Origin of the sequence: Streptomyces sp. CB01373 (assembly GCF_002803075.1) — a bacterium.
Classification (GTDB): domain Bacteria; phylum Actinomycetota; class Actinomycetes; order Streptomycetales; family Streptomycetaceae; genus Streptomyces.
Window position 1 is genome coordinate 253,139 of the sequence record NZ_NNBK01000006.1, and the last position, 23,337, is coordinate 276,475.

Below are 23,337 nucleotides of genomic sequence, written 5' to 3' on the forward strand. Positions count from 1 at the left end.
ACGCTGGAAGAGGCGCTGGCGATCTACGCCCAGCCCAAGCAGCGGGGCCGCGCGGCCGCCAAGCCGCCGCTGAAGGAGCTCGGCGCCGACCCGGTCAGCGGCAAGCCGGTCGTGGTGAAGGACGGCCGCTTCGGCCCGTACGTCACCGACGGCGAGACCAACGCGACCCTGCGCTCCGGCGACAGCGTCGAGGCGATCACCCCGGAGCGCGGTTTCGAGCTCCTCGCCGAGAAGCGCGCGAAGAGCCCGGCCAAGAAGACCGCGAAGAAGGCCGCCGCCAAGAAGACGACGGCGAAGAAGACGGCGTCCACGGCGGCGAAGAAGACCGCGGCGAAGAAGACGACCACCGCCAAGAAGACGGCGGCGAAGAAGACCACCGCGAAGAAGACCACCGCGAAGGCGACGGCCGCCAAGGCGGCGGAGGACTGATCGCGCGGCGGATCCGTCACGGCTCCTCTCCGGAGGACCGGTCGCACCGCGGATCCCTCACGGCTCCTTTGCAAAAGGCACGCCCCGGCATCACTTTGGTGTCGGGGCGTGCGCACCTCCGGTCGGTCGCTCCGAGCTGTCGGTGCGTCCCGATAGGCTGAACGCATGACGCGAGCCGAGCAGCCAACGGCCCACACCTCCACACCCGACGACGCGCTCCTGACCGATTCCCGCGAGCGTGCCGTCCGCGCCCTGCTGCGCCGGCCGCAGTTGCGGCGGCTGTGGAGCGCCCAACTGGCCGAAGGCGTCGGGGACACCCTCGCGCTCCTGGTCCTGGTCGTCCTCGCCCTCCAGGCGGCGGCCGTCACCGGCCCCTTCGGCGGTGGCTACCGGGGCGTGGCCTTCGCAGTGGCGACGGTCTTCGGAGCGCGCGTTCTGGCGACGCTGTTCTTCGGCGCGGTCCTCCTCGGACCGCTCACCTCGCTCACCTCCCAGGAGGGGCCGCTCGACCGGCGCTGGACCATGGTCGGCGCCGACGGCCTGCGTGCCGCCCTGCTGATCGTCGCCCCGCTGTGGATCGACTGGACGCCGGACAACGCCCTGGTCCTCCTCCTGGTCACCGCCTTCGTGACCGGGGCCGCCGAGCGCCTCTGGAGCGTGTGCCGGGACGGCGCGGCCCCCGCGCTGCTGCCCGCCCCGCCCCCGGAGGGCGCCACGGTGCGCCCGCTGCCGGACCACATGGACGCCCTGCGCCGTCTGTCGCTGCGGACCACCTTCCTGGCGGTCCCGCTGGCGGCCGCCGCCCTGATCGCCGCCTCCCTGGTCAACAACCTCCTGGGCACCGCAGTCGCCTGGTTCGACCAGCACCAGGCGGCCCTGGGCGCGTACGTCGCGGCCGGACTCTTCGCCGCGTCCCTGTCCGTGCTGACCTACCTGGAACTGCCCGGCACCCGCACCCCGCGCCCGCGCTCGCCGCTGGAGGGACTGCGCCGCCCGAAGACGGGTTCAGGTGTCGACAAGGGCCGCACGGGTGCCGTGCCGCTGCTCGTGCTCGCCTGCGCGTCCGTCGCCGGGGCGATCGCGGCCGCCGTCGCCGTCTGCGTGCTGCACGCCACGGACCTGCACGGCGGTCCGGTGCTGTACGGGCTGGCGGTGCTCGCCCTGACCGGTGGGGTCGCGGTCGGCATCCGTACGGCGCCGAAGGCGCTGGTCTCCCTGTCGCGGCGACGGCTGCTGGCCCTGACGATCGCCCTCACCGGCGTCGCCCTGCTCGCCGCCGGGCTGGTCCCCGACGTCACCACGGTCCTGCTGATCCTCGCGCTGGCCGGCGTGAGCGCGGGCGCCGCCGCCAACACCGGGCACACGCTGCTCGACCAGGAGGCCGAGGACTACCGCAAGCCGCGCATGACCGAGCACCTGCACGCGGTGGTGCGCGTCTTCGTGGCGCTCGGTGTCGTGCTCGCCCCCGTGGTCGCGGCCGGGATCGGCCCGCACCGGCTCCAGGACGGCCGGTTCGTGTTCGCGCACGGCGGCGCCGCGTTCACGCTGATGCTGGTCGGCGCGCTGCTGCTGCCGGTGGCCGCGCTGGTCCTCGCCAAGGTCGACGACCGCTCCGGCGTACCGCTGCGGCAGGACCTCGTCGACGCCCTGCGGGGCGGCGACGACCCGGTGACGGCCCCGGCGGAGTCCGGGTTCTTCATCGCCCTGGAGGGCGGTGACGGCGCCGGCAAGTCCACGCAGGCCGAGGCGCTCGCCGACTGGATCAGGTCCAAGGGCCACGAGGTCGTCCTCACCCGCGAGCCGGGTGCCACTCCCGTGGGCAAGCGGCTGCGCTCGATCCTGCTGGACGTGTCCTCGCAGGGTCTGTCCCACCGCGCGGAGGCCCTGCTGTACGCCGCCGACCGCGCGGAGCACGTCGACACGGTCGTACGGCCCGCGCTGAAGCGGGGCGCCGTGGTGATCACCGACCGGTACATCGACTCCTCCGTCGCCTACCAGGGCGCGGGCCGCGACCTGTCCCCGACGGAGATCGCGCGGATCTCCCGCTGGGCGACGAACGGTCTTGTGCCGCATCTGACGGTCCTGCTGGACGTCTCGCCGGAGACCGCCCGGGAGCGGTTCACGGAGGCGCCCGACCGTCTGGAGTCGGAGCCGGCCGAGTTCCACGCGCGCGTGCGGTCCGGTTTCCTGGCGCTGGCCGCCGCCGACCCCGGCCGCTACCTCGTGGTGGACGCCGGGCAGGAGCCGGAGGCGGTGACCACGGTCGTCCGGCACCGGCTCGACCAGATGCTGCCGCTGTCCGAGGCCGAGCTGAAGGCGCAGGAGGAGGCGCGCAGGAAGGCCGAGGAGGAGGCGCGCCGCAAGGCCGAGGAGGAGGCCCGGCGCAAGGCCGAGGAGGAGCGCCAGGAGCGCGAACGCCAGGAGCAGCTGGCCCGGCTGCGCGCCGAGGAGGAGGAGCGCAAGCGGCGCGAGCTGGAGGAGGCGCAGCGGCGCGAGGCGGAGCGGCAGGCCGAGGAGGCCCGGCTGCGCGCCGAGGAGGCCCGCCGCAAGGCCGAGGAGGAACAGGCCCGGCTGCTCGCGGAGGAGCGGGCACGGGCGGAGGCCGAGGCGCGCCGCAAGGCCGAGGAGGAGCAGCGGCGTCTGCAGGCCGAGGAGGAGGAGCGGCTGCGCGCCGAGGCCGAGGCGCGGCGGATGGAGAAGCAGCGCAAGGCGGAGGAGGCCCTGCGCCGGGCCGAGGAGGCCCGGCGTGCGGCGGAGCAGGCAGCGGCCACCGCGCAGACGGGTCCGCGTCGGTCCACGGAGCCCTCGGCCGCGCCGGTGCCGCCGGAGGCGATGACAGTGCCGACGCCGGTGGTGACGCCGACGAACGCGTCGGGCGGGCCCGTGGACGAGACCGCGGTGCTGCCGCCGGTGCGGGACGAGCGGCCGGCCGGTGAGCCTTCGGGCGAGGGCTCGGAGCGGGGCACGGGCCGGGGCTCGGACCAGGACAGGGGCCGTGGCTCGGGCGAGGACTCCCGTGGGATGTCGCGCGGGCCGGCGGAGTCGGGGCGGCCGCGGACGGCGGGTGAGTCGGAGTCCGAGGTGACCGCGAAGCTGCCGAAGCCCGTGGTGGCGCCGGGCGCCGCAGACGAGACGGCCGTACTGCCGCCCGTCCCGCCGGGAGCCGTGGACGAGACCGCCGTGCTGCCGGCCTTCACGCCGGGGGCCGCGGACGAGACGGCGGTCCTGCCTCCGGTGCGCGGGGAGGACCCCGCGGACCGGTTCCCGCCCGGTTTCTTCCGGGACGAGCGGGACGGACGGGGCGAGCGGTCGCGGGCCGTTCGGCACGACGACGGCGACGACCGTACGCGGGAGCTGCCCCAGGTCGACGCCGAGGCGGTCGCCCGGCGGCGGCCGCGGCCGGACTGGGCCGAGGAGACGCCCCTCGACGACCTGCCGACCCTGGCGGACGAACTGCTGGGCCCGCGCGAGGACGGCGACGGGCCCGACGACGGCGAGGGCGGCCGGGGCAGGGGCCGGCGACGCTGAGCCGAACCCCGTGTCGGCATGGGGGCCGAGAATTCCCCCATGCCGAAGGGGTCCGGCCCGCGCCCCGGAGGCGGCCGCCCGCGTGGGGCTCGGAGGCGGTCGTCGGCGTGGGGGCTCGTCGGAGCCGCCCGCCGCGTTGTCAGTGGTGCCCCGCACAATGGTTCTCGCATCACGAACCATGACGAAAATGACGACATGACGAGAGGGCGGCGTGACCCATGAGCGTGTGGGACGACCTCGTCGGGCAGGAGCGCGTCAGTGAACAGCTGAGCGCCGCTGCCCGGGACGCCGACGCCCTGGTCACCGCGGCCACCACGGGCGCGCCGCCGCCGGAGGCGTCGAAGATGACGCACGCGTGGCTGTTCACCGGACCGCCCGGCGCGGGGACCACGCAGACGGCACGGGCCTTCGCCGCCGCCCTCCAGTGCGTGAGCCCCGACCGCGCCGTCGGCGGAGTCCCGGGCTGCGGCTTCTGCGACGGCTGCCACACGGCGCTGATCGGCACCCACGCCGACGTCAACACGGTCGCCGCCGTGGGTACGCAGATCCTCGCCGACGACATGCGGGACACCGTGCGCAAGTCGTTCACCGCCCCGGCGACCGGCCGCTGGCAGGTGATCCTCGTCGAGGACGCCGAGCGGCTGAACGAGAAGTCCGCCAACGCCGTGCTGAAGGCCGTCGAGGAGCCCGCCTCGCGCACGGTCTGGCTGCTGTGCGCCCCCTCGGTCGAGGACGTCCTGCCCACGATCCGCTCCCGCTGCCGGCACGTGAACCTGCGCACACCATCGGTGGACGCCGTAGCCGACATGCTCGTACGCCGGGAGGGCGTCGAACCCGCCGTCGCGGCCTCCGCGGCCCGCGCCACCCAGGGCCACATCGAGCGGGCCCGCCGCCTGGCCACCGACCCCGCCGCGCGCGAACGCCGGGCCACCGTCCTGAAGCTTCCCCTGCGTGTGGACGAGATTGGCGGCTGCCTCAGGGCCGCGCAGGAACTCGTCGACGCGGCGGCCGACGACGCCAAGGCGCTCGCGGAGGAGATGGACGCCAAGGAGTCCGAGGAGCTGAAGACGGCGCTCGGCGCGGCCCAGGGCGGCCGGCTGCCCCGAGGCACGGCAGGCGTGATGAAGGACCTGGAGGACAAGCAGAAGCGCCGCCGCACCCGCACCCAGCGCGACAGCCTCGACCTCGCCCTGACCGACCTCACCGGCCTCTACCGCGACGTCCTGGCCCTCCAGCTCGGCTCCCGCGTCGCCATCGCCAACGCGGACGTCGAGGACACCCTGGAGCGCCTCGCCCGCGGCGGCTCACCCGAGTCCACCCTGCGCCGCATAGAGGCGATCGCGGCCTGCCGCGACGCCCTCGACCGCAACGTGGCCCCGCTGCTGGCGGTGGAGGCGATGACGATGGCCCTGAGGGCGGGCTGACGAGGCCGGGCACCGAGACATCGGCGTCACTCGTACGGGCAACGCTCCGCACGTAACGCACTCATCCGATCGCGGAGAGTTACGCTCGCTGGATGCACATCAGGCGCGCCCTCCGTCCGAACAGCAGCAGAGGCCCTCGGCCCCGAACCTCCCTCCGCGCGGTACGCGCGGGCGGCACCCTCCTGGCGGCCGCCGCCCTGCTGGTCTCGGCCTGCACCCCAGGCACCACGCAGCGCCGGACCGAACCCGCGGCGGTCGCGGCGCTGGCCGCGCTGCCGCGGGCCACACCGCCCGCCCTGTCGTCGTACTACGGGCAGAAGCCGTCCTGGCGCGACTGCGGGGTGGCCGGCTTCGAGTGCGCCACGGTCAAGGCGCCGCTCGACTACGACCGGCCCGCCGCCGGTGACGTCCGGCTGGCCGTGGCCCGCAAGAAGGCGTCCGGTCCGGGCAAGCGGCTCGGTTCGCTCCTGCTGAACCCGGGCGGGCCGGGCGGCTCGGCCATCGCCTATCTCCAGCACTACGCCGGTGTCGGCTATCCGGAGGAGGTCCGCGCCCGCTACGACCTGGTCGCCATGGACCCGCGCGGGGTCTCCCGCAGCGACTCCGTGCAGTGTCTCGACGACCGGGACATGGACACGTACACGCAGACCGACTTCACGCCCGACGACCGCAAGGAGACCGACGCGCTGGTCGCCGCGTACCGCAAGTTCGCGGAAGGCTGCGGCGCGCACGCCGCCCGGCTGCTGCGGCACGTCTCCACCGTGGAGGCGGCACGCGACATGGACATCCTGCGCGCGGTGCTGGGCGACGGAAAGCTCAACTACGTCGGTGCCTCGTACGGGACGTTCCTCGGGGCGACGTACGCCGGCCTGTTCCCGCAACGCGTCGGCCGCCTGGTCCTGGACGGGGCCATGGACCCGTCGCTGTCGGCACGCCGGATGAACCTGGACCAGGCGGCGGGCTTCGACGGGGCCTTCCAGTCGTTCGCGAAGGACTGCGTACGGCAGAGCGACTGCCCGCTCGGCGGCCCCGGCGCGACGCCGAAGCAGGTCGGCGACCAGCTCGCCACCTTCTTCCGCAAACTCGACGCCCACCCGATCCCCGCCGGTGACGCCGGCGGCCGCGGCCTCGGCGAGTCCCTCGGCACCATCGGGGTGATCGCGGCGATGTACGACCAGGCGGCCTGGCCGCAACTGCGCGCGGCGCTGACGTCGGCGATGAAGCAGAACGACGGCGCCGCGCTGCTGGCCCTCGCCGACAGCTACTACGAGCGCGACTCCAGCGGCCACTACACCAACCTGATGTACGCCAACGCCGCCGTGAACTGCCTGGACCTGCCGGCCCCCTTCGCGGACCCCGAGCAGGTGGAGGAAGCCCTCCCCGCCTTCGAGAAGGCCTCCCCGGTCTTCGGCCGCGGCCTCGCCTGGAACACGCTGAACTGCGCGTACTGGCCGGTGAAGCCCACCGGCCAGTCCCATCGCATCGAGGCCAGGGGCGCCGCCCCCATCGTGGTGGTCGGCACCACCCGCGACCCGGCGACCCCCTACCGCTGGGCCCAGGGCCTGTCCCGCCAGCTCGCCTCGGCCCGTCTGCTGACCTTCGACGGCGACGGCCACACCGCCTACCGCCGCGGCAGCGGCTGCATCGACTCCGCGATCAACACCTATCTCCTCCAGGGAACCCCTCCGGCCAACGGCAAGCGCTGCTCGTAACCACGGCCCCGCCCCGGGCGCCCCGGCCCCCGGGGCGCCCGAGGGCGTGTGCGAAGCACCCCCGGAAACTGTGTAGACTTACCGACGTTGCCAATCGCACCATGGTGCCGGCAGCACGCCGCTTTAGCTCAGATGGCCAGAGCAACGCACTCGTAATGCGTAGGTCTCGGGTTCGAATCCCGAAAGCGGCTCCATCCGAAGCCCAGCTCAGACAATGTCTGAGCTGGGTTTTTTCGTTCATCGGCACTACTGCCAGGACTACCGCGCAGCCGCGTGGGACCCAGCGCGCCGGCCGGAAGGGGTCATCGGAGCAGTCCGAGGGGGCGTGCCCGACCGGCCGGAGACCGCATGCGTCGGCGGACCCGGTCGAGTTCGCCGCCGCGGGCGGCAGGCGTACTTTTGAAATCAGGCAAGGGTGACTCCCTGATTGGAACGTCCGGGCGACATCTCCGGGCGGCCCAGGGGTTCAGGGCCAAGGCCTGGACCGCCGGATCCAAGCGGGGTGCGTACTCACACGGCAGGCGCGGAGGGGTCATGGCCGAGCTCGGTAAGGCGGGCAACCCGCCGAACCCTGCCGCGGTGCTGCACGAGCCCGCACGGCTGGCCGCGGTGGACGCCGTCCGCGCGGTCGACGCACTGACCGCGGACACCTTCGCCCGGTCCGTGGACCTGGCCGTGCGGCTGCTGGACACCCGTATGGCCCTGATCAGCCTGGCCGGGGCGGACCAGCAGTACCTTCGGGGCGACAACGGCAGGGTCGTACCGTGGCACGGGGACCAGGAACGGGTCGACTGGTGTTTCTGTTCCGAGGTGGTGGTCTCGGGCCGGCCGCTCGCCATCGACGACATCCGCTGCGACTCCGCGCACCGGGCCGACCGCGCGGTCGCCGCCACCGGCATGCGCGCCTACCTGGGTGTACCGCTGCTCCTCGAGGAACTGCCGATCGGCGTGCTGTACGTGATCGACACCAGGCCCCGGCTGTGGGACCCGGACCAGCAGCACGCCCTGGAGCAACTGGGCGCCTCGGTGATGAGCGAGATCCGGTTGCGGCTGGACGCGGCCGAGCACAGCCGGCTCTACGCGCGGGCCGCGGCCGCCGCCGTGCTCGAGCACAGACGATCACAGCAGTTGCAGGACCTGGCCCGGGCCAGTCTGCGGATCAATGCCGCGCCCTCACTGGACTACGCCCTCCAGACGGTCACCGAGGAGGCCAGGGCGCTGGTGGGCACGCACCAGTCGGTCACCAGCATGACCACGAACCTCCGCTGGGCCCAGGCGATCAACGCGGTCTCCCTGTCGGACAAGTACGGCGAGTACCGCTTCTTCGACGCGCCCCCGGTCGGAGAGGGGATCTACGTCCTGGTGTGCAGGGACAACCGGCCGATGCGGATGACCCAGGACGAGCTGGAGGCGCACCCCGCCTGGCGGGGCTTCGGCTCCTACGCCCCGGTCCATCCGCCGATGCGCGGCTGGCTGGCCGTCCCGCTGATCGCCACCGACGGCCGCAACCTCGGGCTGATCCAGCTCTCGGACAAGACGGACGGCGGCGACTTCACGGCCGACGACGAGGCGGTCCTCGTCCAGCTCGCCCAGCTGGCCTCGGCGAGCATAGAGAAGGCCGCGGCGCTGGAGAACCAGTACGAGATCGCGCGCACCCTGCAGAGCAGTCTGCTGCCGCAGCAGTTGCCCGAGCACTCGGCGGTGTCGGCCGCCTCCCGCTATCTGCCCGCCGCGGCCCGCGCCGGGGTGGGCGGGGACTGGTTCGACGTGATCGGGCTCTCCGGTGCCCGGGTCGCCATGGTGGTCGGGGACGTGGTCGGACACGGCATCCACGCCGCCGCGGCCATGGGCAGGCTGCGTACGGCCGTGCGCACCCTCGCCGATGTCGACCCCACCCCCGAGGAACTGCTCACCCGGCTGGACGACCTGGTGAGCCGGCAGTCCGCGGAATCCGGCGCCGACGACGGTGCCGACCCGGCACGCGGCGGCGCCGCCGATGTCGGGACCACCTGCCTGTACGCGGTGTACGACCCGGTGACCGGGCGCTGCGCGCTGGCCCGTGCCGGGCATCCGGCGCCGATCGTCGTTGCCCCGGACGGCAGCGCCGACTTCCTCGACCTGCCCTCCGGGCCGCCGCTCGGTGTCGGCGGTGTGCCGTTCGAGACGGCGGAGATCCAGGTGCCGGAGGGCAGCCTGCTCGCCTTCTACACCGACGGCCTGGTCGAGTCCCGGCAGCGCGACCTGGAGGCGGGTCTGGAGGAGCTGCGCCAGGCACTGACCGAGCCGTGCGACTCGCTGGAAGCCCTGTGCGACCACGTGGTCAAGACGCTGCTGCCCGAGCCCCCGGCCGACGACGCGGCACTGCTGTTGGTCCGGCCGCACAGCCTGGACGAGACGCACGTCTCCACCTGGGACATCGCCGCGGAACCGGCCGAAGTGGCCCGGATCCGCGCTCGCACCGCCCGTCTGCTGGCCTCCTGGGGCCTGGAGGAGATCGGCTTCGTGACCGAGCTGGTGGTGAGCGAGCTGGTCACCAACGCCATCCGCTACGGCCAGCCCCCCATACAGATGCGGCTCATTCACGACCGGACGATCATCTGCGAGGTCTCCGACGCCAGCAGTACCGCCCCGCATCTGCACCAGGCCCGCATCTTCGACGAGGGCGGACGCGGCCTGATGCTGGTTGCCCAGCTCACCCAGCGCTGGGGCACCCGCCATGCCCGCAACGGCAAGACCATCTGGTGCGAGCTGGCCCTGCCGGTGGAGGGCGCTCCGGTGCAGGGTCTGTCCGTGGCAGGACTGGCGGGGCTGGAAGGGCTGGATGGTCTGGAAGGGCTGTCCGTGGACGGGCTGCTGCCGCCCGACTCGGAGTAGTAGTGCGGCGAGCGGTGGTACGCGCCGTGATCCGTACATGATCGGCAGGCCGTAGTCCCACCGCCCGGCCGCGGCATGCGCGCCACGCGCGGACAACGGTGGCGGCCTCCCAGGATCTGTTCCTCCGCGCACCCGGGAGGGTGCGCGGAGGGTGGGGTTCAGCGTGTCGTGCGGGCGTGTGTGCGTTCGAAGGCGGCGAAGGCCGCTTCCTGGCGCCATTCGAGTTCCGCCCTGGGGCTGCCGTACAGCAGACGCTGACACGCCGCGGACCGTACGGGCAGGCCGGGGCGTTCACCGCGGCAGGCGGGCACGACCCGGTAGCCCCCGGTGGTGGGATTGCCTTGCCACAGGCTCGCACCGGGCAGGAAGGCGTACTGGAGCGAGGCGCGCGCGAGGTCCTTCAGCTCGGGGTAGGACAGGCCGTAGGTCGCGGCGGCGTACTGGTACTCGTGGCTGATGTCGATCCGGGACACGCCGGGGTCGTCGGTGGCCAGCACGATGGGGACGCCGTAGCGGCGGTACGTGGTGAAGGGGTGTTCGGCGCCCTTCACGCCGAGGATCTGGGCGTTGCTGGAGAAGGGCACTTCGACGGCGACCTGACGGGCGGCCATGGTGCGGGCCGTGCGCTGCCAGCCGTCCTCGTGGACGAGGTCGACGCCGTGCCCGACGCGCTGGGTGCGGGCGACGTCGACGGCCTCCTTGATGTGGAACTCCAGGTCCTGCGGCTTGACCAGCCCGGTCCACAACTCACCTGCGTGCAGCGTGACATGGGCCCTCGGGTACGCGCCGCGCAGATAGCGGACCATGCGCATCTGGAGGCTGTAGTCGCGCAGCGCGACGTTCCCGTCCTCCGGCTGGACGAGGTTGACCGCGACGAAGCGCGGGTCGCGCTCGGCCAGCCGCATGCCCAGGGCGAGTTGGGTGAAGACCCGCTCCGGGGCGCTGCCCCGGGAGGCCTGGGAGATCCAGCGGACGGTGAGCCGGCAGCCGGGCCGGGCCCGGCCGGTGCCGCAATGCTCGGTCGCGCGGAACTCGGCGTCGCCGTCGTCGGCCTCCTTGCGGGCCGCGGCGACCAGCCCGTCGAGCTTGCCGCCTGCCACCAGCTTGCGGTGCAGGGCGGCGAGATCGGCGTCCCAGCCGACCTCGGCGGCCAGTTGCCTCGCGCCGTCGGAGGCCGGGCTGACCATCGTTTCCAGATAGAACTGGTTCTGGCCCGCGACGTGGTCGGCGACCTGGGCGAGCAGCTTGCCCCGGTGCCGCCAGGTCACCTCGCCGAACTTCCCGAAGGTGTCGAAGAAGTGGTCGTGGCCGTTGCCGCCGGGCGGGAAGTCCTGCATGGACCAGGTGCGGACCAGCGCGTCGTGGAAGGCGTGGTCCCTCCGGGCGTCCGCCGCGGGGCGGGTGCCGGGCCCGCACGGCGGCGCGACGGCGGTCAGCGTCGCGGTCTCGACGCACAGCCCGTCCTCGGCGGCCAGCTCGATCAGATACTCCGTGGACACCGCGCCCGAGAGGTGGTTGTGCAGGTCCCCGCCCTTGGGCAGGCTCACGAAGAAGCCGCGCAGTGACGCGGGCCGGGAGCGCAGCGATCTCAGGTAGGCGTCCGTACGGGCCTCCGCGACCGTCACCGGCCGGGACTGCGGCACGGCACGCGACGGAAGCCCGCCGCCGGGTTGCGCCTCAGCGGCCTGTTGCGCTCCGGCGGCGGGCTGGGCGCCGGCGGACACGGCGGACAGGAGGGACAGGGCGACGAGGGAGCCCACGGCGGCCGGAACGACCCGGCGGCGTGCGGAACTTCGGCGTTGCATGCTCACTCGGGCATGATCGGGGAACAAACGCGGCTGAAGCGGTTCTCCCGGACATCTTTCGCCGGACAGTACCCGACCGAGTGACGGCGCGGATTTCGGCGGGCAACACCCGGACGGCTGATGAACACAGTTCATGCGGTGCGGTTTTCGTACCGATTCCGGGCGGGTTGAGGTGAGGCGCGGGTAAGAGCACGCAAAGTGAGGTGGCGTCAGGGCAACCGGCGCCGCCGAGGCGACATCCTGGTGAACGAGGGGCGCCGCGCGGGCGCCTTCGTCGGATGGGATGAGGGCCGTGGTGGAGCCGAGGATCGCTGTCGCGGTGGTGACCATGGGCAACCGGCCTGCCGAGGTCGACGCCCTGCTGGAGTCCGTGGCCAAGCAGGATCTCGCGCCCGCCCGCATCGTGATCGTCGGCAACGGCTGCCGGCTGCCCGAGTTCGCCCGCCGGCTGTCCCTGCCCGGCGAGGTCACGGCGGTCGACCTCGACGAGAACCTCGGCTGTCCCGGCGGGCGCAACGCCGCCCTGGCCCGGCTGCGGGAGTTCGGGGACGTCGACGTGGTCGTGGAGCTGGACGACGACGGGCTCCTCGTCGACGCCGACGTACTGCGCCGGGTACGGGACCTGTACGCCGCCGACCCGCGCCTCGGCATCGTCGGCTTCCGCATCGCCGACGAGAACGGCGAGACCCAGCAGCGGCACGTGCCGCGGATCGGCAGGTCGGACCCGATGCGGGGCGGGTACGTCACCGGGTTCCTCGGCGGCGGGCACGCCCTGCGGATGGCGATGCTGGCGCAGACCGGGGACTGGCCCGCGGAGTTCTTCTTCGCACACGAGGAGACCGACCTGGCCTGGCGCGCCGCCGACGCCGGCTGGAAGATCCTCTACGCGCCCGAGCTGCTCCTGCGGCATCCGAAGACCTCGCCAGCGCGGCACGCCGTCTACTACCGGGTCACCGCCCGCAACCGGGTCTGGCTGGTCAGGCGGCGGCTGCCGCTTCCGCTGGTCCCGGTCCACCTCGGCGTGTGGACGCTCCTGACCCTGGTGCGGACCCGGTCGCTCGCCGGACTGCGGGCCTGGTGCGGCGGGTTCGTGGAGGGGGTGCGCGAGCCGGCGGGGGAGCGGCGGCCCATGCGCTGGCGGACGGTGTGGCGGCTGACCCGGCTCGGCCGGCCGCCGGTCGTCTGACCCCGTCCGGCGCTGTCCGGCCCCGTCTGACCCTGTCCGGCCCGTTCGACCCGCCGGAACACGGCCGCCGGGGTCGGTGCGGGGGCAGGTCCGCTCACTTCGCGTCGGCGTAGCACTCCACCACCGCCGTGGTGAACGGGAATCGCACCGGGGTCTCGCCGAACGTCAGCCGTCCCGCCAGTTCCGCGGCCTGCCGGATCGCCTCGACGACCGCGTCCGCCTCCTGCTCCGGGCAGTGCACGATCACCTCGTCGTGCTGGAAGAAGACCAGTTCGGCCGCCAGGTCACGGCAGGTGCGGCGCAGTGCGGCGAGCAGCAGCAGGGCCCAGTCGGCGGCGCTGCCCTGCACGACGAAGTTGCGGGCGAAGCGGCCGCGGGCGCGCGAGTTGGTGGAGGCGTACCCCGGCATCCAGCCCTGGTCGGCGGGTTGCGCGGTGGCCGGGTCGTCCTGTGGGAGGCCCGCCTCCCCGTCGGCGTCCTCGCCCGTCCCGGCGGCCGGGGGACAGGTGCGGCCCAGCCAGGTCCGTACGAGCCGGCCCTCCTCGCCGGCCCGCGCGGCCTCGTCGACGTACGCCACCGCCTTCGGGAAGCGGCGTCTGAGGGCGGCGAGGTTCTTCAGTCCGTCGCCGGAGGTCTGCCCGTAGACCGCGCCGAGCACGGCGAGTTTCGCCTGGGCGCGATCGCCGGAGAAGGCCCGGTCGGACACCGACTGGTAGAGGTCGGCGTCCCGGCCCGCCACCTCCATCAGCCCCGGGTCGCGGGAGATGGCCGCCAGCACCCGCGGCTCCATCTGGGCGGCGTCGGCCACGACCAGCCGCCAGCCGGGGTCGGCCACCACGGCCCGGCGGATGACCTTCGGGATCTGGAGCGCGCCTCCGCCGTTTGTCACCCAGCGGCCGGTGACCGTGCCGCCGGCGAGGAACTCCGGTCTGAACCGGCCCTCGCGCACCCAGTCCTGCAGCCAGGACCAGCCGTGGGCGACCCAGATCCGGTACAGCCTTTTGTACTCCAGCAGGGGTTCGACGGCCGGGTGTTCGACGGACCGGAGTTCCCAGCGGCGGGTGGACTTCACCCTGATCCCGGCCCGGGCGAAGGCCTTGACGACGTCGGCGGGCAGATCCGGCCGCACCCGGTGGCCGAAGGCCGTGGACACCTCGTCCGCGAGTTCGGCCAGGCGGCGGGGCTCGCCGCCGCCCGCGTACCGCTCGCCGAGCAGTTCGTGCAGCACCTCGCGGTGCACGTCCGCGCGCCAGGGCAGGCCCGCGCGGTTCATCTCGGCCGCCACCAGCGTGCCCGCCGACTCGGTGGCGGTCAGCAGGCGCATGCGGTCGGGGTGTTCGGCTCGTTCGTGCCGCCGCTGCTGCTCGGCGTAGACCGTGATCAGGTCCGTCAGCGGCAGGCGCACCCCCTGCGGCTCGAAGAGCGAGGACTGCGCGCCCGGTTCGGCGGACCGGTGCGGCGGGTCCGCCGGTACGGGGCCGCCGCGAAGCCGGGCCAGCGCGGCGGCGGCCGAGCGGGGCTCGCCGTGGCGCCCCTCGTGGCCGAGGAGGAGCGTCTCTGCGTCCTCGATGTCGTAGCACCGCTCCACCCGCACGCCCGCGGCGAGCAGGCGGGGATAGACCTCGGCGGTGGACCGCCACACCCATCGTGCGACGTCCGGCCTGCCGCGGACCGCGTCCGTGAGGTCCGCGGCACGGTGCACCGGGCCGGCGGGCAGGCCGTCCCGGCCGAGGGGGGCGACCTCGGCGCCGCCGTCCTCGGCCGGTGCCAGAGCCCACCGGTCGGTCATGTCGGCGAGTGTCGCAGGCAGGTCTGACAACGGGCTCCGGCCTGCCGCTCAGGAGGGCGGTCGGCAGCCTCGTCCGGGCAGGCCGGCCGCCTTGCCCGCGGAGGTCAGCCGTGCTCTCCGGGGAGGCCAGTCGTCCTGTCCGGGCAGGTCAGCCCTCCTGTCCGCCGTCCGCCTGCGGCTCCTGGTCCTCGTCCTGGCGGGACCGGTCCTCCACCAGCTCCGCCAGGGCCGCCGCCACGTACTCCTCGGTGCGTGCCTTGTCCAGGCCGAGGCCGCTGAGGACGCCCTCGCCGTTCTCCAGCTCCAGCAGGGCCAGCAGGATGTGCTCGGTGCCGATGTAGTTGTGGCCGAGGCGCAGGGCCTCGCGGAAGGTGAGCTCCAGGGCCTTCTTGGCGGCCGAGCTGTAGGGGACCAGCTCGGGGGCGTCGTCGGACGCCGGCGGCAGGGCGGCGGTCGCGGCCTCGCGGACGGCGTCCAGGGTGACGCCCTGGGCCTCGACGGCCTGCGCGGCCATGGCGTCCGGTTCGATGAGCAGCCCGAGGACCAGGTGCGCGGGCGTTCCCTCGGCGCTCCTGGCGGCCTTGGCCTCCTCGTGGGCGGCCATGACCACCTTGCGGGCGCGGGGCGTGTAGCGGCTGAAGCCCTGACTGGGATCGAGGTCGGTCGACTCCTTGGGCACGAACCGCTTCTGCGCGGCCTGCCGGGTGACGCCCATGTTCCTGCCGATGTCGGTCCAGGAGGCGCCGGAGCGCCGGGCCTGGTCGACGAAGTGCCCGATGAGGTGGTCCGCCACCTCGCCCAGGTGCTCGGCGGCGAGCACGGCGTCCTGGAGCTGTTCGAGGGGTTCCTGGTGGACGGTCTTGATGGCCGAGATGAGGTCGTCCAGACGGACGCTCGACCTGATGGTGGGGTTCGTCATGTGTCAACCGTAGGTTGCGCACCCCAGGGTGTCAACCTTGAGTTGACACCCCTGCCGCCTTCCGAGGTGGATGGTTGTCCACAGGCTGTGGACAGAGTTTCGGGCAGCTCATGGCACGATCGAGCGGTGAGTACGTCCAACACCGTCGACGGCGCCTTCCGGGCCGCCCTGTACGCACCCTCCGACGACGCCCTCGACGCCGGTGCCTCCCTGCTGGCGGCCGACCCCGCGGCGGACGCCGAACTCCTCAGGCGCGGACGGGAGTTCGTGGCGACGGCGTGGCAGCGCGGCTGGCAGCCCGCCGATGTCGCACGGCTCGTGCGGCGAGAGCTCGACGAGGCCCACGCGCAGTTGCTCGCGGCGCTCGTCCGCGCGCAGTCGGCCGACGACCGGCCGCGCGGCCCGCGCTGGACCGCCCAGCTCGACGCACTGCCCTGCGGGGAACCGCCCCGCGCCGACCGCTTCTCGCACGCCACCACCGTCCTGGAGCTCTACCGCCTGCTGCTGCGGCTCCCCGCGCTCGAACCGCTGGACGAGACCGCGCCCGCGCCCCGGGCCGAGTCCCGCATGCTCACCCGGATCCGGGCGCTGCTCGCCAAGGCGGAGGCGACCGGGTACCCGGAGGAGGCGGAGGCGCTCAGCGCGAAGGCGCAGGAGCTGATGGCGCGGCACAGCGTGGACGAGGCGCTGCTCGCGGCCCGCGCCCCGGCGCCCGACGCCCCCGGCGCCTGCCGGATCGGTGTCGAGGCGCCGTACGAACAGGCCAAGGCCGTGCTGCTGGACGCCGTCGCCACCGCCAACCACTGCCGCGCCGTGTGGAACGAGGCCCTCGGTTTCTCCACCGTCGTCGGCTTCGAAGCCGACCTGGAGGCGGTCGAACTGCTCCACGCCTCGCTGCTGGTCCAGGCCACCACCGCGATGACCAGGGCGGAGGCCGCCCAGCGGGCGGGCGGGCGCAAGCGGACGAAGACCTTCCGGCAGTCCTTCCTCGCCGCCTACGCCCACCGGGTCGGCGCCCGCCTCGCGGCGGCCGCCGAGACCCAGGTCACCGCGGACCTGCTGCCCGTCCTGGCGACCCGGGACGTCGCGGTCACCGACCGCGTGGACCGCCTGTTCCCGGAGACGACCACCACCCGGCTGCGCGGGGTGAGCGACACGGAGGGCTGGGAGGAGGGGGCCCGGGCGGCGGACCGGGCCCAGGTGAAGTCCCGCCCGCCACTCGGCCGACGGGCCGCACCACCCGCGTGACGGCGCCGCGGCCGGTCGCCACCCGCGTGAACCGTCCGCGAGACCGGCGTCGTGGTCCGCCGCCACCCGCGTGAAGGACGTCGCGGTCAGTCGCCGGCCTGCTGGAAGGCCGTCACCGAGGCGTCCGGGTCGCCCGCGTCCTTCTTGCCCTGGACCGGGCCGTAGGACCACGGGAAGTCCTGGCTGTCGGACGCTCCGGGCAGGCGGAGCTTCAGTGACGTCACCGCGAGGCTCTTGGCGCCGCCCTCCTTGGCCCGCACGTAGGTGAGGGTGAAGGACGCCGTGTCGCCCTTGGCCAGGTTGAGCTTCTGCGGCTTGCCGGACGTGTCCTGCGGGACGGTCGCCGTGGCCTTGCCGGCGGACAGGGTGACGCCCGGGAAGCCCTCCAGGGTGCACCGGGCACCCCGGTTGGTGACGGTGACGGGCACATCGCCCGTGTCCCCGGCGGCGGGCGCGGCGTTGGCGGGTCCGGCCTGGACCCCGAGCCCGCCGATCCGGCAGGCCGTGCTGCCGGTGTTCTTGTCCCCGGAGCCGGTGTCGCCGCCGCTGCCGCAGGCGGTGAGCAGGAGGGCCGCGGTGAGAGCGGTGACGGTGAGCGGAATGGCGCGCATGAACTGGTCCCTTGGGTCGTGACGATGCCCGGGGATCATCACGCATGAGCGCGCCGCGCGGTTGCCCGCCCCGCGATCGGCTTCGCGAACGTCAGGAGCCCAGGCTCGCCGTTGGCAGGCCCGACGGTAGTGCCCCGCCGGTCGACCGCGTGTACGTCTCCGTGCCGAGACCACCCTCCCAGGTAACGCGGAGCGTGGTCCTGTTGACGGAGTCCACCGTGCCGGTCGTACGGGACTTGCACGCGTCGAGGCGGATCACGTGCCGCGCGCCCTCCTCGGCCGTCGTTCCGGTGCAGATGGTCCGGCCGGTCGAGAAGAGCGCTGCCTGCTTGCCGTTGACGATCAGAGCCACGGCCCTGCCACCGGTGGTGGCGAGCCAACTGCCGTCCACGCCGTCATCATCGGCGGCCGAATCGCCCGCGCCGCCGTCGTCGCCGCCGGTCGTGGACGCGGTCGCGCCGGGGGTGGCGCCGGCTCCGCCCGTGTCACCGGAGCCGCCGCGCTCGCACCCGGAGAGCGCGAGCGCGCCGAGCAGGACCGCGGCCGCGATCCGCGTCGCCGCGCTCACTCCTGTTGCCTTGGCAGCCGTCGTCGCCCTGATCGCCGTCGTCATCGGAAAGCCCCCAGCCTCGACCCCGGCCGGCCGTCCGGCGGCAGGTACGACCGCAGCAAGCCACCAAGGCCGGGCCCTACCAGGAGGCCTTTCGGACCCCGGGCAGATGCCCGGCGTGCGCCTGCTCCCGCAGGCTCACCCGGGACAGGCCGAAGGTGCGCAGGTAACCGCGCGGCCGGCCGTCGGTCTGGTCGCGGTTGCGCACCCGCGTGGCGCTCGCGTCCCGCGGCTGCCCGCGCAACTCCCGCTCGGCGGCGAGCCGTTCGTCCGGCGTCGAGGACGGCCTGCGGATGATCTCCTTCAGCTCGGCCCGCCGGGCGGCGTACCGCTCGACGATCCGCTGTCGCTGCTCGTTCTTCGCGATCTTGCTCTTCTTCGCCATGGCGTCTCCCTGTTCCCCGGTTGTCCTGAGTTCCTCAGACCTTCACTCCGCGCGCGCGGATGCGCGCCACGGCCGCCTCGACACCGATCGTGTCGACGGTCCTGACGGCCCTCACGCTCAGCCGGAGCCGCACATGGCGGCCCTCGCTCGGCAGCCAGTAGCGCTTGCTCTGGATGTTCGGGTCGAAGCGGCGGGAGGTCCGGCGGTGGGAGTGCGAGACGCGGTTGCCGAAGCCGGGCCGGGCGCCGGTCAGCATGCAGTGGGCGGACATGGGTGACCTACCTCTCCTCGTGCGGTGATGTAAATGGAATTCATTTTCAGTAGCATAGCGGCATGGCACGCAATGAACTCCGCCCGGTCGTCAAACTCCGGTCCACCGCCGGAACCGGCTACACCTACGTCACCCGCAAGAACCGCCGCAACGATCCGGACCGGCTGACCCTGCGCAAGTACGACCCGGTCGCCGGCCGGCACGTCGACTTCCGAGAGGAGCGCTGAGGCCGCCGTGCGCAAGGGAATCCATCCGGCCTACGAGCCCGTCGTCTTCCGTGACCGTGCCGCCGGCTACGCCTTCCTCACCCGCTCGACCATGACCGGCGAGAAGACGATCGAGTGGGAGGACGGCCGCACCTACCCCGTCGTCGACGTCGAGATCTCCGACGTCAGCCACCCCTTCTACACCGGTACCGCCCGCGTCCTGGACACTGCCGGGCGCGTGGAGCGCTTCGAGCGCCGGTACGGGAAGCGGGGCGGGGCGTGAGTCTGTCGGTGGTGATCGTCGGCGGGCTGCACGCCGACGCCCGGAGGGCGGCCGTCGCGCGTCTCCTCGCCGAGGTGCCAGGCAGCGTCGCGCTCCACCACGACCTGGCGACGGCCCCCGCGGGCACGGTCGTGCGGACCGTCCGGGACGCCTCCGGGGAGCTGTCCCGCGGTGAGACGCCCCTGGTCAACGACTGCGCGTGCTGCGCGCTGCGCGAGGACCTGGTGCCGGAGCTGCGCGGGATCGCCGACGCCGGGCGGACCCGGCTCGCGGTGGTCGAACTGTGGGACTCCGTGGAGCCCAAGGCGATGGCCGAGGTGGTGGTGGCCGGCGGCCTCACCGTCACCGGAGTGATCACCGCCGTCGACCCGGCCCTGGTCCTGCCGTACCTCGGCAACGGCGACGATCTGGCCGACGGCGGGCTCGCCGCGGCCGCCACCGACCAGCGGACCGTCGCCGACACCTTCGCCCGGCAGCTCGAGTACGCACCCGTGCTTGCCGTCGCCGACTCCCCCGACGCCGACGACGAGGACCGAGAACTGCTGGCACAACTCCACCCGACGGCCCGCCGGGTCCCGATCGGCCACGGTGACCCGGAGGGCACCTCCCACGCACGTGCGGGGGAGGCCACCGGACGTTCGGAGCTGGTCCGCGCCGCCCTCGCCGGATTCGACGTCGAGGCGGCCGCGGCGGCCCAGCATCCGGCGTGCGCGCTACTGCCCGCCGAGACCGACGCGCACGGTGTCTCGACGCTGGTCTGGCGCCGCCACCGCCCCTTCCACCCGGAACGGCTGTACACGGCCCTCGAGGACCTGACCTGCGCCGCCGCGCGCAGCCGCGGCCGGTTCTGGCTGGCCGACCGGCCGGACACGCTGCTGCACTGGGACGCGGCCGGCGGCGCGCTGTGCGTGGAGGGCGTGGGCCCCTGGCTCGCCTCCCTGCCGGACGCGGCCTGGGACCTGGTCCCGCCGGTGCGCCGGGCCGCGGCCGCACTGGACTGGCACCCGGAGCACGGCGACCGCTGCCAGCACCTCGTCTTCACCTCCCCCGGCCTGGACCGCGACGGCCTCGAACGGCTGCTGGAGTCCTGTCTGCTGACCGACGCCGAGTACGCCGCCGGGCGCGAGGCCTGGAGGGGCCTGGCGTCCGCCTTCGACACCCTCCTGGAGGTCTGACCCGATGCCTCGCAAGAGCGACCGCAAGCCCGCCAAGCCCCGTCCCAACCCCTTGGAGCAGGCCGGGATCTCGTACATCGACTACAAGGACACCGACCTGCTGCGCAGGTTCATCTCCGACCGCGGCAAGATCCGCAGCCGCCGGGTCACCCGGGTCACGGCCCAGCAGCAGCGGCTCCTCGCGCGGGCGATCAAGAACGCGCGGGAGATGGCGCTGCTGCCGTACTCGTCCGGCCGCTGATCCGGCCGGCGGCGGGGGCGGGCGATAGGTAGGAGATTCCCTACGGTTGACACGTAGGAAATCTCCTACCTAAAGTCGTCCCCATGAACATCACTCACGCCTCCTTCATCACCCTCCCCGTCGGCGACCAGGACCGCGCGCTGCGCTTCTACACGGACGTCCTCGGCTTCGAGACCGTCGCCGACCGGGACATGCCCCAGGGGCGCTGGCTCCAGGTGGCGCCCGCCGGGGCGCAGACGGTCTTCACGCTCTCCGGGCCGGGGATGGGGGGTTTCGAGCCCGGATCGGCACGGGGGATCATGTTGGTCACGACCGATGTCGACGCCGCCTGCGCGCGGCTCGCGCAGGCGGGCATCCCGGTGCAGGGTCCGGACGACCTGCCCTGGGGCCGCATGGCCTCCTTCGCGGACCCCGACGGCAACGGTCTGATGCTGCTGACGGAGAAGGAAGGTTTCTGACCGCCGCCATGAACGGGACGAGCACCGCATGAAGGGGACGGACACCGCCGCCGAGGACCGCGTCTTCGCCGCGCTTGCCAACGCCACCCGCCGCGAGGTGCTGCGGCTGCTGCGCGAGGAGGGGCCCCAGCCCGTCCAGGAGCTGGCCGACCGCTTCGCCATGCGCCGCCCCAGCCTCTCGGAACACCTCAAGGTGCTCCGGGAGGCCGGCCTCGTCTCCGAACAGCGCGCCGGGCGGCAGCGCATCTACCGACTGGAGGCGGCCCCGCTGGCGGAGGTGCAGGACTGGCTCCACCCGTACGAGCGGTTCTGGCGCGGCCGGATGAAGGAACTCGGCGCGCTGCTGGACCGTATGCCCGACGACAGTCCCACCTGAGCGCCGACCCCGGCCCGGCCCCCACACCCCACGGCGATCGCACATGAGCACCGACCCCCACGACGACCTCACCACGATCCGCGTCGACCAGTTCTACCCGCACCTGCCGGCCAAGGTCTGGCGGGCCCTCACCGAGCCCTCGCTCCTCGCGCAGTGGCAGATGCCGGGTGCCGCGGACTTCCGCCTGGAGGTCGGCCACCGCTACCGGATGACCTCCGTCCCGCGTCCCAATTCCCGCTTCTCCGGCGTCGTCGACGTGGAGGTCCTCGCCTACGACGTCCGGCGGATGCTGTCCGTCCGCTGGAGGGACGCCGATCCGGCCAATCCCGCGGACTGGACACTCACCTGGACGTTGGAACAGGAAGGCCGCGGCACGCGTCTCTTCCTGGTGCACGACGGATTCGATCCGGACGACCCGGCACAGATGATGGCGCGAAAGATCATGGACGGGGGATGGCGCTCGCATGTCCTGCGCGCTCTGGGGCAGACGCTGGAGCGGCTCGGGTGAGGCGGGCGGCAGGCCTGTAACCGCTGGACCACTCCTCGTGCACGTGCATCTGCGCGCGCATCTGCATGTGAACAGGGCTATGATCCGGATCAGTTGACCGATGCATCAATGGCCATACCAGCCAGTGCACCACCGGGGAGCGACCTGTGGACCACGACGTCGAGGGCGGGTACGGGGGCGACGTGTACAACGGCATGGCGGCGGCAGGGCTGCGCGGAGTGGCCTGGCAGAAGAGCCGGCACAGCAACTCGCAGGGCTCCTGCGTGGAGTTCGCGCGACTGCCGGGCGGAGACGTGGCGGTGCGCAACTCCCGCTTCCCCGACGGTCCCGCGCTCGTCTACACGCGCGCGGAGATCGAGGCGATGCTCCTCGGTATCAAGGACGGGGAGTTCGACCACCTGATAGCGGGCTGACGTTCCCTTCGGTCATGCGCGTGACCCCGGGCGACCGGAGCGCGACACGCGGTGACGCGCGTAGAACCGCGGCGCAGAAGAGGGCCGCGGTTCGTCATTCGGCGGGCGGCAGCCGGAAGAGTGCCCAGACCACCTTGCCGTCCAGGGTGCCCGTCAGCGGGTGCCAGCCCCAGCCGTCGCTGAAGGAGTCGACGAGGAAGAGGCCGCGGCCCGACTCCGCCGAGAAGTCGTCCGTCTCGCGGGCGACCGGGCTCTCCCGGCTGGGATCGCGCACCGCGCACACCAGCCGCCCCGTCCAGCGCAGCAGATGCAGCCGCACGGGCGAGTCGTGGTCGCACGCGGGCTCCGGCGCAGGCTCCGGCAGTCCGTGCCGCAGGGCGTTGGTGACCAGTTCGGAGACCACCAGGCAGACGTCCTCGAACCGGTCGTCCAGCTCCCAGCGGTCAAGGGTCGTGCGGGTGAACCGTCTCGCCTCGCGCACCGCTTCGTAGCGGGCGGGCAGTGCGCAGGAGGCCGCGCCGGCCACGGCCGCGGGATCCAGCGGGGGAAGGCCCAGCCGTAACGGCTCGAGCATGGTCGATCCATTCGTCCCCATGCGAGGCACTCCCGGTAATCCGCGGTCGTTGCGATGCAGCGGTGGCGCGAGACCATGGTTTCGGATGGGCAGAGCAGATGCAAGGGCAGATGCACGTGCACGCGACCGAAATGCTCCTCCCCGTACCGCTTACTGGCCATTTTTTCCGCCATCTTCCTGTCATCTGCCGGTCTCCCGCCTGGCGGGCGCCCGCGCATATTCCTTGATCTCTTTCCGTTTCCGTAATCGCGCGAGTACAGCTCGGAGTGAATTAGTGGCAGACTGCGGGCCTTGAAGACGGTTGGGGAGGCT

Annotated in this window: 23 protein-coding genes and 1 tRNA gene; 16 read left to right on the forward strand and 8 right to left on the reverse strand. The window is 73.2% G+C overall.

The genetic code is table 11. The annotated features are described in order from the left end of the window. From CG719_RS36330 to CG719_RS11700, 6 genes are all read left to right on the forward strand, one after another. A partial coding sequence (locus CG719_RS36330; RefSeq protein ID WP_324838198.1) for a topoisomerase C-terminal repeat-containing protein occupies positions 1–429 on the forward strand: 429 nt, incomplete at its 5' end. Positions 430–594: 165 nt separating this feature from the next. Then, positions 595–3,957: a dTMP kinase gene (gene tmk / locus CG719_RS11680; RefSeq protein ID WP_100568490.1), complete on the forward strand. Its 3,363-nt coding sequence runs from the start codon at positions 595–597 to the stop codon at positions 3,955–3,957. 218 nt (positions 3,958–4,175) lie between these two features. Next, positions 4,176–5,381 (forward strand): DNA polymerase III subunit delta', encoded by a 1,206-nt coding sequence (locus tag CG719_RS11685; RefSeq protein ID WP_100568491.1) that lies wholly within the window; start codon positions 4,176–4,178, stop codon positions 5,379–5,381. A gap of 92 nt (positions 5,382–5,473) precedes the next feature. Then, positions 5,474–7,093 (forward strand): alpha/beta hydrolase, encoded by a 1,620-nt coding sequence (locus CG719_RS11690; protein ID WP_100568492.1) that lies wholly within the window; start codon positions 5,474–5,476, stop codon positions 7,091–7,093. Between the two features lie 117 nt (positions 7,094–7,210). Beyond that, positions 7,211–7,287: transfer RNA gene (locus CG719_RS11695), tRNA-Thr, on the forward strand. A gap of 340 nt (positions 7,288–7,627) precedes the next feature. Continuing rightward, positions 7,628–9,967 carry a SpoIIE family protein phosphatase gene (locus CG719_RS11700; RefSeq protein WP_159024846.1) on the forward strand — a complete coding sequence of 780 codons (2,340 nt, stop codon included), beginning with the start codon at positions 7,628–7,630 and terminating at the stop codon, positions 9,965–9,967. Between the two features lie 158 nt (positions 9,968–10,125). Here CG719_RS11700 and CG719_RS11705 read toward each other — a convergent pair whose 3' ends face one another. Continuing rightward, positions 10,126–11,772, reverse strand: a complete 1,647-nt coding sequence (locus tag CG719_RS11705) for an adenosine deaminase family protein (protein WP_199836611.1) — start codon at positions 11,770–11,772, stop codon at positions 10,126–10,128. Positions 11,773–12,064: 292 nt separating this feature from the next. Between CG719_RS11705 and CG719_RS11710 the strand changes: the two genes are divergently transcribed. Further along, complete coding sequence (locus CG719_RS11710) at positions 12,065–12,958, forward strand: glycosyltransferase family 2 protein (RefSeq protein WP_100568596.1); 894 nt, start codon at positions 12,065–12,067, stop codon at positions 12,956–12,958. Between the two features lie 94 nt (positions 12,959–13,052). Here the strand turns inward: CG719_RS11710 and CG719_RS11715 are convergent, their stop codons facing one another. After that, entirely contained in the window at positions 13,053–14,747 is a 1,695-nt protein-coding gene (locus tag CG719_RS11715; RefSeq protein WP_100568495.1) for a bifunctional 3'-5' exonuclease/DNA polymerase, read from the reverse strand. 148 nt (positions 14,748–14,895) lie between these two features. Beyond that, on the reverse strand, positions 14,896–15,666 hold the full coding sequence (locus tag CG719_RS11720) for a Clp protease N-terminal domain-containing protein (protein WP_100568496.1): 771 nt from the start codon (positions 15,664–15,666) through the stop codon (positions 14,896–14,898). A gap of 126 nt (positions 15,667–15,792) precedes the next feature. Here CG719_RS11720 and CG719_RS11725 point away from each other — a divergent pair, with 126 nt between their 5' ends. Further along, positions 15,793–16,914 carry a DUF2786 domain-containing protein gene (locus CG719_RS11725; RefSeq protein ID WP_100568497.1) on the forward strand — a complete coding sequence of 374 codons (1,122 nt, stop codon included), beginning with the start codon at positions 15,793–15,795 and terminating at the stop codon, positions 16,912–16,914. A gap of 86 nt (positions 16,915–17,000) precedes the next feature. Here the strand turns inward: CG719_RS11725 and CG719_RS11730 are convergent, their stop codons facing one another. The 4 genes from CG719_RS11730 to rpmB form a co-directional block, all read right to left on the reverse strand. After that, on the reverse strand, positions 17,001–17,525 hold the full coding sequence (locus CG719_RS11730; protein ID WP_100568498.1) for a DUF4232 domain-containing protein: 525 nt from the start codon (positions 17,523–17,525) through the stop codon (positions 17,001–17,003). A gap of 91 nt (positions 17,526–17,616) precedes the next feature. Further along, positions 17,617–18,138: a hypothetical protein gene (locus CG719_RS11735; protein ID WP_100568499.1), complete on the reverse strand. Its 522-nt coding sequence runs from the start codon at positions 18,136–18,138 to the stop codon at positions 17,617–17,619. A gap of 76 nt (positions 18,139–18,214) precedes the next feature. After that, complete coding sequence (gene rpsN, locus CG719_RS11740) at positions 18,215–18,520, reverse strand: 30S ribosomal protein S14 (RefSeq protein ID WP_100568500.1); 306 nt, start codon at positions 18,518–18,520, stop codon at positions 18,215–18,217. Between the two features lie 34 nt (positions 18,521–18,554). Continuing rightward, positions 18,555–18,791: a 50S ribosomal protein L28 gene (rpmB, locus tag CG719_RS11745; RefSeq protein ID WP_100568501.1), complete on the reverse strand. Its 237-nt coding sequence runs from the start codon at positions 18,789–18,791 to the stop codon at positions 18,555–18,557. A 62-nt stretch (positions 18,792–18,853) separates the two neighbouring features. Between rpmB and rpmG the strand changes: the two genes are divergently transcribed. From rpmG to CG719_RS11785, 8 genes are all read left to right on the forward strand, one after another. Then, the gene (gene rpmG / locus CG719_RS11750; protein WP_100568502.1) at positions 18,854–19,018 is read left to right on the forward strand and encodes a 50S ribosomal protein L33; all 165 of its coding nucleotides are present in this window, start codon (positions 18,854–18,856) and stop codon (positions 19,016–19,018) included. A gap of 7 nt (positions 19,019–19,025) precedes the next feature. Further along, positions 19,026–19,280 carry a type B 50S ribosomal protein L31 gene (locus CG719_RS11755; RefSeq protein WP_100568503.1) on the forward strand — a complete coding sequence of 85 codons (255 nt, stop codon included), beginning with the start codon at positions 19,026–19,028 and terminating at the stop codon, positions 19,278–19,280. Then, on the forward strand, positions 19,277–20,455 hold the full coding sequence (locus CG719_RS11760) for a CobW family GTP-binding protein (protein ID WP_100568504.1): 1,179 nt from the start codon (positions 19,277–19,279) through the stop codon (positions 20,453–20,455). The genes CG719_RS11755 and CG719_RS11760 overlap by 4 nt, the downstream gene beginning before the upstream one ends. Before the next feature lie 4 nt (positions 20,456–20,459). Beyond that, positions 20,460–20,696: a 30S ribosomal protein S18 gene (gene rpsR / locus CG719_RS11765; RefSeq protein WP_100568505.1), complete on the forward strand. Its 237-nt coding sequence runs from the start codon at positions 20,460–20,462 to the stop codon at positions 20,694–20,696. 83 nt (positions 20,697–20,779) lie between these two features. Next, a complete protein-coding gene (locus CG719_RS11770; protein ID WP_100568506.1) occupies positions 20,780–21,154 on the forward strand; it encodes a VOC family protein in 375 nt (124 codons plus the stop codon). Positions 21,155–21,182: 28 nt separating this feature from the next. Continuing rightward, positions 21,183–21,530 (forward strand): ArsR/SmtB family transcription factor, encoded by a 348-nt coding sequence (locus CG719_RS11775; RefSeq protein WP_100568507.1) that lies wholly within the window; start codon positions 21,183–21,185, stop codon positions 21,528–21,530. A gap of 43 nt (positions 21,531–21,573) precedes the next feature. Next, positions 21,574–22,038: an SRPBCC family protein gene (locus tag CG719_RS11780; protein ID WP_100568508.1), complete on the forward strand. Its 465-nt coding sequence runs from the start codon at positions 21,574–21,576 to the stop codon at positions 22,036–22,038. Between the two features lie 146 nt (positions 22,039–22,184). Further along, positions 22,185–22,451, forward strand: coding sequence for a DUF397 domain-containing protein (locus tag CG719_RS11785; protein WP_100568509.1), 267 nt, complete (start codon positions 22,185–22,187; stop codon positions 22,449–22,451). A 94-nt stretch (positions 22,452–22,545) separates the two neighbouring features. Here the strand turns inward: CG719_RS11785 and CG719_RS11790 are convergent, their stop codons facing one another. Then, positions 22,546–23,046 (reverse strand): ATP-binding protein, encoded by a 501-nt coding sequence (locus CG719_RS11790; RefSeq protein WP_199836604.1) that lies wholly within the window; start codon positions 23,044–23,046, stop codon positions 22,546–22,548. Positions 23,047–23,337: the final 291 nt, after the last annotated feature.